At 61.2% G+C, this 7,905-nt stretch carries 8 protein-coding genes and 1 pseudogene; 5 read left to right on the top strand and 4 right to left on the bottom strand.

The genetic code is table 11. The features are described from left to right. The 3 genes and pseudogenes from dgcA to OQK_RS13190 form a co-directional block, all read right to left on the bottom strand. A pseudogene (dgcA, locus tag OQK_RS13200) lies at positions 1–753 on the bottom strand (dimethylglycine demethylation protein DgcA); the annotation flags it as partial. A gap of 15 nt (positions 754–768) precedes the next feature. Beyond that, positions 769–1,299, bottom strand: a complete 531-nt coding sequence (locus tag OQK_RS13195; protein ID WP_016772818.1) for a 4-vinyl reductase — start codon at positions 1,297–1,299, stop codon at positions 769–771. Between the two features lie 78 nt (positions 1,300–1,377). Then, on the bottom strand, positions 1,378–2,355 hold the full coding sequence (locus tag OQK_RS13190) for a dipeptidase (protein WP_016772817.1): 978 nt from the start codon (positions 2,353–2,355) through the stop codon (positions 1,378–1,380). A gap of 231 nt (positions 2,356–2,586) precedes the next feature. Between OQK_RS13190 and OQK_RS13185 the strand changes: the two genes are divergently transcribed. Together OQK_RS13185 and OQK_RS13180 are read left to right on the top strand one after the other, a co-directional pair. Further along, entirely contained in the window at positions 2,587–2,988 is a 402-nt protein-coding gene (locus tag OQK_RS13185; protein WP_016772816.1) for a lysozyme inhibitor LprI family protein, read from the top strand. Positions 2,989–3,035: 47 nt separating this feature from the next. Beyond that, on the top strand, positions 3,036–3,452 hold the full coding sequence (locus OQK_RS13180) for a DUF3010 family protein (RefSeq protein WP_016772815.1): 417 nt from the start codon (positions 3,036–3,038) through the stop codon (positions 3,450–3,452). A gap of 143 nt (positions 3,453–3,595) precedes the next feature. On the opposite strand, the gene OQK_RS13175 is transcribed toward OQK_RS13180, so the two are convergent. After that, on the bottom strand, positions 3,596–4,540 hold the full coding sequence (locus tag OQK_RS13175; protein WP_016772814.1) for a GlxA family transcriptional regulator: 945 nt from the start codon (positions 4,538–4,540) through the stop codon (positions 3,596–3,598). 191 nt (positions 4,541–4,731) lie between these two features. Here OQK_RS13175 and OQK_RS13170 point away from each other — a divergent pair, with 191 nt between their 5' ends. The 3 genes from OQK_RS13170 (at position 4,732) to OQK_RS13160 (ending at position 7,847) form a co-directional block, all read left to right on the top strand. After that, the gene (locus OQK_RS13170) at positions 4,732–5,676 is read left to right on the top strand and encodes a choline ABC transporter substrate-binding protein (RefSeq protein WP_016772813.1); all 945 of its coding nucleotides are present in this window, start codon (positions 4,732–4,734) and stop codon (positions 5,674–5,676) included. A 105-nt stretch (positions 5,677–5,781) separates the two neighbouring features. Beyond that, positions 5,782–6,669 carry a 3-keto-5-aminohexanoate cleavage protein gene (locus OQK_RS13165; RefSeq protein ID WP_016772812.1) on the top strand — a complete coding sequence of 296 codons (888 nt, stop codon included), beginning with the start codon at positions 5,782–5,784 and terminating at the stop codon, positions 6,667–6,669. A 212-nt stretch (positions 6,670–6,881) separates the two neighbouring features. Further along, positions 6,882–7,847: an L-carnitine dehydrogenase gene (locus OQK_RS13160; RefSeq protein ID WP_016772811.1), complete on the top strand. Its 966-nt coding sequence runs from the start codon at positions 6,882–6,884 to the stop codon at positions 7,845–7,847. Positions 7,848–7,905: the final 58 nt, after the last annotated feature.

The following is a 7,905-nucleotide window of genomic DNA, read 5'->3' as shown; positions in this document are numbered from 1 at the left end:
CATGCCGGTGTCGTCGTAATACTTGGCGATCTGCTTCATGTCCTCGTGGGACAAGCCGTCCGGGTGGAACTCGTCACCGCACAGGCGCATGCCCACGCAGAAGTCATCACCGACCTCGGCGCGCACGGCTTTCAGCACTTCAAGACCGAACTTCATCCGCCCTTCGAAGCTGCCGCCCCATTCATCGGTACGCTTGTTGACGCGCGGGCTCCAGAACTGGTCGATCATGTGCTGGTGCACAGCCGACAGTTCAACGCCATCGAGGCCACCAGCCTTGGCCCGGCGCGCAGCCTGGGCGTAGTTGCCGATCACTCGCCAGATCTCTTCCGGCTCGATGGTTTTGCAAGTGGCGCGGTGCACCGGTTCACGGATGCCCGAGGGCGACATCAAGGTCGGCCAGTTGAAACCGTCCCAGCGCGAGCGACGACCCATGTGGGTAATCTGGATCATGATCTTGGCGCCATGCTTGTGCATGGCGTCGGCCAGATTCTGGAAGTGCGGAATGATCCGGTCGGTGGACAGATTGACCGAGCTCCACCATTCCTGCGGGCTGTCGATCGCCACCACGGACGAACCGCCACAGATCGCCAAGCCGATGCCGCCCTTGGCTTTCTCTTCGTAGTATTTGACGTAGCGGTCGGTGGTCATGCCACCGTCAGTCGCGTAGACCTCGGCGTGCGCGGTGCTGAGCACGCGGTTGCGGATGGTCAGTTTGCCGATCTGGATCGGCTGGAACATTGCTTCGAAAGCCATGGCACGGTCCTCGGCTTACAACGGCTTGACGATGAACAAACCGTCATCGTGGCCCTCTTCGGAGCCTCCGTAGACTTGTTCGGCCATAGTACGGATCTTGCTGCCACGGGCTTCGAGAATCTGGTCCATGGCGCCGGCGAACCAGCCGGTGAACATGTAATCGACCTTGCGCCCGACCTTGCCGTAGACATAGACGAATGCGGAGTGCTCGAGCTTGACGCTGGCGGTGCCTTTGTCGAGGTCGATGTCCTGGATCTTGAACAGGCCCCAGCCGCGCTGCGACAGGCGCTTCATGTAGTGTTCGAACACCGCGACGCCTTCCAGGCCGTGGCATTCGGCCTCTTTCTCACACCAGTGCCAGGCAGATTTGTAGCCGGCCTTGTAGAGGATCTCGGCGTAGGCTTCAGCGCCGAGCACTTCCTCGATGCCCATGTGGTTGTTGACGAAAAAGTGACGCGGCACATACAGCATTGGCAGGGCGTCGGAGGTCCAGACACCGGTCTCGCTGTCGACTTCGATTGGCAATTGCGGGGCGATCTTGGCCATGGAAACTTAACTCCAGAAAATTTTGTGTGTTGCCCCCGGCGCGGGTGGCCGGGAGAAAGGATTCAGAAGTGCGGCGGCTTATTCGCCCCAGACGTCTTTCAGGACGCTTACCCAGTTCTCGCCCATGATCTTGCGCACCACGCGCTCGGAATGGCCGCGCTTGAGCAGGGTTTCGGTGAGGTTGGGGAATTCGCCGACGGTGCGGATGCCCAGCGGGTTGATGATCTTGCCGAAGCTGGTCAGGCGGCGGGCGTAGCCCTTGTCGTGGGTCAGGTATTCGAAGAAGTCCTGGCCGTGACCCTGAGTGAAATCGGTGCCGATACCGATGGCGTCTTCGCCAACGATGTTCATGGTGTATTCGATCGCTTCGGCGTAATCGTCGATGGTCGAATCGATGCCCTTGGCGAGGAACGGCGCGAACATGGTCACGCCGACGAAACCGCCGTGGTCGGCAATGAACTTCAGCTCTGCATCGGACTTGTTGCGCGGATGCTCTTTGAGACCCGATGGCAGGCAGTGCGAGTAGCAGACCGGTTTTTTCGATTCGAGAATGACTTCTTCGGAGGTCTTGGAACCGACGTGGGACAGGTCGCACATGACGCCAACACGGTTCATTTCAGCCACAATTTCGCGACCGAAACCCGACAGGCCGCCGTCACGCTCGTAGCAACCGGTGCCGACCAGATTCTGGGTGTTGTAGCACATCTGCACGATGCCAACGCCGAGCTGCTTGAACACCTCGACATAGCCGATCTGGTCTTCGAAAGCGTGGGCATTCTGGAAGCCGAAGAGGATACCGGTCTTGCCCTGCTCCTTGGCCCGACGGATGTCGGCGGTAGTACGCACCGGCATCACCAGGTCGCTGTTTTCGCGGATCAGTTTCTGGCTGGCAGCGATGTTGTTCACGGTCGCCTGAAAGCCTTCCCACACCGACACAGTGCAGTTGGCTGCCGTCAGACCGCCCTTGCGCATGTCTTCGAACAGCTCGCGGTTCCATTTGGCAATGATCAGACCGTCGATAACGATGCTGTCGGCGTGTAATTCGGCTGGGCTCATCAGGCGTCCCCTTATTGGCGATTCATGCGCCGAATCGTCTGCCGGCGCTTTGGGGCCAGCATATGCCTCGGTGCCGGGGCGACCGGGTGCAAAAACGACAGGGGAATTGCCGAAAGCGTCAATCCGCGACAAAGGGTCGTCGGCCGCCCTCCTCGGCTGGCTGTTCAAGCCCGTGCGCTTGCGCCAGAATCTGCCGCAGCCTGCACCTACCAACGGATTAGAGCGACCCCAATGAAATCGATCTTCCTCGCCCTGGCACTGATTGCGACCGGCGCCCACGCCGCCGAAGAATCCGAGAACAACCCGTGCGACGCGGTGGAAAACGACATCCAGACCCTGGAATGCTCCGCCTACAGCCGCAGCACCGCCGAAGACCTGCTCAAAGACAACTACGCCAGCCTCAACGAACGCATGCAGACCACCTACGGCAAGAACCCGACGCAACTGGCCGACATCACCGCCAAACTCAAGACCGCCCAGCAGCAGTGGTTGAAGACCCGGGATGCGGATTGCGCGGTGGAAGCGTTCCCGGCCACGGCGGGGAGCAAGGCCTTCACCATTGCGCAGAATGATTGTGTCGCGCGGATGAGTGATGAACGGTCGGAGTTTTTGGAGTCGATCGGGCAGGAGTGAGTGTTTGAGCTGTAAGCTGAACCTCTTAAGCCAGTCTAAGGATTCCCATGAACATCTGCGGCATTGAAATCAAAGGCAGCGAAGCGATCATCGCCGTGGCGGCGCTCGACGGTTCGACGTTGAGCCACGTCCCTCTCGCCACGAAGAAGATTGCTCTGGATGACGATGACGAGGCGGCGAACGTGCGGCGGTTTGCGGCGCAGGTCGCGTCGTTTGTGCGGGAAAACTCGGTGGACCGGATCGCGATCAAAAAGCGCAGCAAAAAGGGCGAGTTTGCCGGTGGGCCGACGACGTTCAAGATCGAGGGCGTGTTTCAGTTGCTTGATGGCTGTGAGGTGACGCTGCTGTCGCCGCAGACGATCAATGCCCAGGCCAAGAAGCACAATTTCGAGCTGCCGGGGACGTTGAACAAGTATCAGCATGAGGCTTACAAAGCGGCGTGTTCGGCGTTGGTGAAGAAATAACCCGATTCCCGAAATCACCTTCGAACCTGTGGGAGCGGGCTTGCCCGCGATGGCGGTGTGTCCGGCAATAACAATGTTGGATGTGCTGGCCTCATCGCGGGCAAGCCCGCTCCCACAGGGTTCTAGGGTGTCGCTGAAACCATTCACGCCTGCGCGGTACGCCGGTCTTCCCGGGGGCAGCGGGCGAAACGCGCGCGGTAACTGCGGGTGAAATACGACGGCGATTCAAAACCGCAGGCAATGCTGACTTCGAGCACGCTCATATCGGTCTGGCGCAGCAATTGCCGGGCCTTCTCAAGCCTCAACCGCAGATAGAAGTTGCTCGGCGTATCGTTCAGGTGCAGCCGGAACAACCTCTCCAGTTGCCGCCGGGTCACCTTGATCGACTCCGCCAGTTGCAGCGTGGTCAGCGGCGGTTCGCTGTGCTGTTCCATTTCGCCGATCACCTGCACCAGTTTCTTGTTGCTGATGCCGTAACGCGTGGCGACTTCCATGCGCTGGTGATCCTTGCGCGGGCGGATGCGCCCGAGCACAAACTGCTCGCTGACCTGAATCGCCAGTTGCGGGCCGTGGGCCTGTGCGATCAGGTCGAGCATCAGATCAATCGAGGCCGTACCTCCCGCCGAGGTGATCCGCCGGCGGTCGATCTCGAACAGCTCCTGAGTCACGCTGAGCTGTGGATAAGATTCCTTGAACGCATCGATCGCCTCCCAGTGCAGGGTCAGGCGATGGCCATCGAGCAGGCCCGCTTCGGCGAGGACGAAGCTGCCGGTGTCGATGGCGCCGAGGGTTACGCCGTCCTTGTCCAGCCTGCGCAACCAGTGCTCCAGCGTCGGCGTGATGAACTTCAGCGGTTCGAAGCCGGCCACCACCAGCAAGGTCGCGCCTTTCTTCAGCGGCTCCAGTGCCGCATCGGCGTTGACCGACATGCCGTTGCTCGCCAGTACCGCGCCGCCATCGGCGCTGAGCACATGCCAGCGGTACAACTCGCCGCGAAAGCGGTTGGCCACGCGCAACGGTTCGATCGCGGAAATAAAGCCGATGGCGGAGAACCCCGGCATCAGCAAAAAGTAGAAATCCTGGGACATGGGCGCACTCGGTTGGCGGGTCGCGTGGCTCGTTGATACGCCGATTATCGGCGGCGTTCAAGCGTGCAGGTCGCTACAGTGCAAATGCCAGTCGCCGCAGTGCGCTTTCACGGGTGCATAGCTGCGTAACTTGGCCTCACCGGCGCGCAGATGCCGGGAACCACAATAATCGAACTGCCGAGGAACCCGACATGAAACGACTGATCAGCAGCTGCGTTCTTGCACTCAGCGGTACCGCTTTCTTCAGCACCGGCGTGATGGCGGCCGAACCGGCCTCCTGCAAGAACGTACGCATGGGCGTGGTCAACTGGACTGACGTGATCGCCACCAGTGCCATGACCCAGGTCCTGCTCGACGGCCTCGGCTACAGCACCAAACAGACCAGCGCCTCGCAGCAGATCATCTTTGCCGGGATTCGCGATCAGCGCCTGGACCTGTTCCTCGGCTACTGGAACCCGCTGATGACCCAGACCATCACGCCATTCGTCGAGGCCAATCAGGTCAAAGTGCTCGAAGCACCGAGCCTGAAAGACGCCCGCGCCACCCTCGCCGTGCCGACCTATCTGGCTGACAAGGGCCTGAAAACCTTCGCTGACATCGCCAAATTCGAGAAGGAATTGGGCGGCAAGATCTACGGCATCGAGCCAGGCTCGGGCGCCAACACGCAGATCAAAGCGATGATCGCCAAGAACCAGTTTGGTCTGGGCAAATTCCAGCTGGTCGAATCGAGCGAGGCCGGCATGCTCGCCGCCGTCGACCGCGCCGTGCGGCGCAAGGAAGCCGTGGTGTTCTTCGGCTGGGCGCCGCACCCGATGAACGTCAACATTCAGATGACCTACCTGACCGGCAGCGAAGACGCCCTCGGCCCGAACGAAGGCATGGCCACGGTGTGGACGGTCACGTCACCGAAGTACGCCGAGCAATGTCCGAACATCGGCCGCCTGCTGACCAACCTGACGTTCACCGCCGAATCCGAGAGCCGGATGATGCAGCCGCTGCTCGATCACAAGGACGCTTTCGAGTCGGCAAAGCAGTGGCTCAAGGATCACCCCGAAGACAAACAGCGCTGGCTTGAAGGTGTGACGACTTTCGATGGCAAACCGGCTGCTGAAAACCTCCAGCTGACCAGCAAATAACCTTTATTGACCCCCCCTCTCCCAGATGGGAGAGGCCACTGAACCACGCTTCGCAGCCCGGTAGCGGGCTGCGGACAGACCCATCACGCCTGAAGGAAACGCACCATGAACCACGACGTCATCATCACCTGCGCACTCACCGGTGCTGGCGACACGACCGCCAAAAGTCCACACGTGCCGGTCACCCCGAAACAGATTGCTGCTGCCGCGGTGGAAGCGGCCAAGGCTGGCGCCACTGTGGTGCACTGCCATGTGCGCGATCCGCAGACCGGCAAGTTCAGCCGTGACGTGGCGCTGTACCGCGAAGTGATGGAGCGCATCCGCGAGGCGGACGTCGACATCATCGTCAACCTCACCGCCGGGATGGGCGGCGACCTGGAAATCGGCCCTGGCGAGAAGCCGATGGAGTTCGGCCCGAACACCGATCTGGTCGGCCCGCTGACCCGTCTCGCCCACGTCGAAGAACTGCTGCCGGAAATCTGCACCCTCGATTGCGGCACGCTGAACTTCGGCGATGGCGACACCATTTACGTCTCCACCCCGGCGCAACTGCGCGCCGGCGCCAAGCGCATCACCGAACTGGGCGTGAAGGCCGAACTGGAGATTTTCGACACCGGGCATCTGTGGTTCGCCAAGCAGATGATCAAGGAAGACTTGCTCGACAACCCGCTGTTCCAGCTCTGCCTGGGCATCCCGTGGGGCGCGCCGGCCGACACCACCACGATGAAAGCCATGGTCGACAACCTGCCCGCCGACGCGGTCTGGGCCGGCTTCGGCATCGGCCGCATGCAGATGCCGATGGCGGCGCAAGCGGTGCTGCTGGGCGGCAACGTGCGGGTCGGCCTCGAAGACAACCTGTGGCTGGACAAAGGCGTGCTGGCGACCAATGGCCAACTGGTCGAACGCGCCACGGAAATCCTCAGCCGCCTCGGTGCCCGGGTGCTCACACCGGCAGAAGGTCGCAAAAAAATGGGCCTGATTCAGCGCGGCTGAACCTCACCCTTTCTCCCTGTGAACATAAATTTTGTGGTGAGGGGATTTATCCCCGATGGGTGGCGAAGCCGCCCCAAAACCAGACAACCCGGGGCATCAGATAGACCGAGAGCACTGGTTTTACGACTGCTTCGCATCCAATCGGGGATAAATCCCCTCGCCACGAGAACAGAGTTTCCACAGGGATCACCGAACTCTCTCAGGAAATCACCATGCGCTTTATCACCGAAATCAAAACCTTCGCCGCTCTGGGCAGTGGTGTCATCGGCAGTGGCTGGGTCGCCCGCGCGCTCGCCCACGGCCTCGATGTAGTGGCCTGGGACCCGGCGCCCGGCGCCGAAGCGGCATTGCGCCAACGCGTGGCCAATGCGTGGGGCGCGCTGGAGAAAAACGGCCTGGCACCGGGTGCTTCGCAGGATCGTCTGCGCTTTGTCGCCACCATCGAGGAATGCGTGCGTGACGCCGATTTCATCCAGGAAAGCGCCCCGGAACGGCTGGAACTGAAGCTCGACCTGCACAGCAAGATCAGCGCCGCCGCCAAGCCCGATGCGCTGATCGGCTCCAGCACTTCAGGCCTTTTGCCCAGCGAGTTCTATGAGAGTTCGACGCACCCTGAACGCTGCGTGGTCGGGCATCCGTTCAACCCGGTTTATCTGTTGCCGCTGGTGGAAGTGGTCGGCGGCAGAAACACCGCGCCGGAGGCGGTGCAAGCGGCGATGCAAGTCTACCAATCCCTCGGCATGCGCCCGTTGCATGTGCGCAAGGAAGTGCCGGGTTTCATCGCCGATCGCCTGCTCGAAGCGCTGTGGCGCGAGGCGTTGCACCTGGTCAACGACGGTGTGGCGACGACCGGCGAGATCGACGATGCGATTCGCTTTGGCGCCGGTCTGCGCTGGTCGTTCATGGGCACTTTCCTGACTTACACCCTGGCCGGCGGCGATGCCGGCATGCGCCACTTCATGTCGCAATTCGGCCCGGCGTTGCAGTTGCCGTGGACGTATCTGCCGGCACCGGAGCTGACCGATAAGTTGATCGATGATGTGGTCGATGGCACCACTGATCAGCTCGGTCGGCACAGCATTTCGGCGCTGGAGCGCTATCGTGATGACTGTTTGCTGGCGGTGCTCGAGGCGGTGAAAACCACCAAGGAAAAGCATGGAATGAGTTTCAGCGAGTAATGCGTATGACATGGCACCGCTGCCCTCACCCTAACCCTCTCCCGGAGGGAGAGGGGAC

It is taken from the genome of Pseudomonas sp. R62 (assembly GCF_000257605.1).
Taxonomy (GTDB): domain Bacteria; phylum Pseudomonadota; class Gammaproteobacteria; order Pseudomonadales; family Pseudomonadaceae; genus Aquipseudomonas; species Aquipseudomonas atacamensis.
This window is presented reverse-complemented; position numbering and strand designations above follow the sequence as displayed.

Excerpts from the sequence above, each read along its gene's own strand:
- OQK_RS13185 (WP_016772816.1), top strand. The coding sequence starts at position 2,587 with ATGAAATCGATCTTCCTCGCCCTGGCACTGATTGCGACCGGCGCCCAC.
- OQK_RS13175 (WP_016772814.1), bottom strand. The coding sequence starts at position 4,540 with ATGTCCCAGGATTTCTACTTTTTGCTGATGCCGGGGTTCTCCGCCATC.
- OQK_RS13195 (WP_016772818.1), bottom strand. The coding sequence starts at position 1,299 with ATGGCCAAGATCGCCCCGCAATTGCCAATCGAAGTCGACAGCGAGACC.
- OQK_RS13180 (WP_016772815.1), top strand. The coding sequence starts at position 3,036 with ATGAACATCTGCGGCATTGAAATCAAAGGCAGCGAAGCGATCATCGCC.
- OQK_RS13190 (WP_016772817.1), bottom strand. The coding sequence starts at position 2,355 with ATGAGCCCAGCCGAATTACACGCCGACAGCATCGTTATCGACGGTCTG.
- OQK_RS13170 (WP_016772813.1), top strand. The coding sequence starts at position 4,732 with ATGAAACGACTGATCAGCAGCTGCGTTCTTGCACTCAGCGGTACCGCT.
- OQK_RS13160 (WP_016772811.1), top strand. The coding sequence starts at position 6,882 with ATGCGCTTTATCACCGAAATCAAAACCTTCGCCGCTCTGGGCAGTGGT.
- OQK_RS13165 (WP_016772812.1), top strand. The coding sequence starts at position 5,782 with ATGAACCACGACGTCATCATCACCTGCGCACTCACCGGTGCTGGCGAC.